General features: G+C 43.3%; 1 protein-coding gene. It reads right to left on the reverse strand.

Translation table 11 applies throughout. The features are described from left to right. Positions 1–298: 298 nt before the first annotated feature. Positions 299–1,462, reverse strand: coding sequence for an alpha-hydroxy-acid oxidizing protein (locus HMPREF0083_RS16215; protein ID WP_245191351.1), 1,164 nt, complete (start codon positions 1,460–1,462; stop codon positions 299–301). Positions 1,463–1,729: the final 267 nt, after the last annotated feature.

Below are 1,729 nucleotides of genomic sequence, written 5' to 3' on the forward strand. Positions count from 1 at the left end.
GCACGAATACCTTTCGAGTTACGTCTAAGCCTTAGTCATAATGAACGAGGCCGGCCCCTATTTTTCATAATCGCGTGGGTTACACTGTGCGTGAAACGCCCAGCCCATTCTTCACGCTGACAAGAAGGCGGTCTGTCACGCCAGTCACTCCATGTAAAGCACGTTAGGTTAGTAGAAAAATTCGGGGCTTGGCAGCCTCGCTCATATCAGCTTGGCAATGATGGAATCCCACTAACAGAAATTAAATTAGTAAGATGGCAAATGCTTCGACTAAAAACTTTATTGGAAAACCGCTCCTCTAGTTTACTTTCATTACGAGGGAGCGATCCAATTCCTGTATGGAGGTACGTCCGGAAATTGCCATTTGCAATTCAGTTTCTGTAAAAAGATGCTTCATGACTTCTTCCACCCCCATCTGACCAGCAACAGCCAACGCATATACATACGGGCGGCCGATGAGAACAGCTGAAGCCCCGAGTGCCATCGCTTTTAAAATATCTGCCCCTCTGCGAATTCCACTATCCATCAAAATCGGCACTTTTTCTTTCACAGCTTCGCATATGAATGGCAGGGCTTCTAATGTCCCGATCGCCCCATCCAACTGACGTCCGCCATGATTCGAAACGATAATTCCATCTACCCCATGTTCTATTGCTACAATTGCATCATCGGGATGAGTGACTCCTTTCAATAAAATAGGTAGCTTCGTTTGCTGACGAATAAAATCCAGATCCTTCCATGTGAAGCAAATGTTATTTCCCTCATCTAATGCTACTTTGACCGCAGCCTTCCTATTTTTTTCAGGTGATTCATCCAGCATCGAACAAAATACAGGATCGGAAAAATAATTTCCCATCCCATGCCCTGATAAGAAGGGTAAATAGGCATTCCGTAAATCTGTTTCTCGCCATCCAAGTAATGTCGAATCAATTGTAACAACAATGGCTGAATAGCCAGCTGCTTCTGCCCGGCTTAAAAAGCTTTTCGTTAGCTCATGATTTCGAGGTGGATAAAGTTGAAACCACCTTATTCCATCCCCCATCACTTCCGCTACTTTCTCTAAATCCATCGTCGAAACGTTGCTTAATATGTATGGAATCCCTAACTTGGCTGCAGCTTTCGCCGGTGCTAACTCTGCATCGGGATGGAAAATCGAATTCACGCCAATTGGCGCGAACAAAAAAGGAGCCGTAAATTTGTGACCGAATAATTTAACGGATAGATCACGGTTTGAAATATCCATGCAAATACGCGGACGAATTCGGTAGGTTTGAAATGCATCAATGTTAGCCCGCATCGTATCTCCGGCACCTGCTCCCCCATGAACGTAGCCAAACGATCCGGCATCAAGCTTTTTTTCTGCCCGCTCTTCCCATTCCGATAACGATACTGGAAGAAGCCTTGCCCCTTCATCTCCACTTTCGTAAATGGACATTTGTATATCTGCACTTTTAATATTCAAACTTTGTACCCTCCCACCCAATCGCACTTTATTTTAGGATTGTCCAAATTTTTAGTTACTCTTTACTCATTACTCATTATTCCAAAAGGGTAGATTTTTACTCAAACCTATTCCAAAGACGAAAAGGGTAAAAATAAGAGAGGATATTTAGTTGTAATCAGTTGCAATAGAAAAACTCAGCGACTATGCCGAGTTTTTCAACCTGTCATCCAACTTTCAAAAATCCATTCCCTGTATTAATTACATGCACACGCGATAATGACCAAG

The organism is Aneurinibacillus aneurinilyticus ATCC 12856 (assembly GCF_000466385.1).
Taxonomy (GTDB): domain Bacteria; phylum Bacillota; class Bacilli; order Aneurinibacillales; family Aneurinibacillaceae; genus Aneurinibacillus; species Aneurinibacillus aneurinilyticus.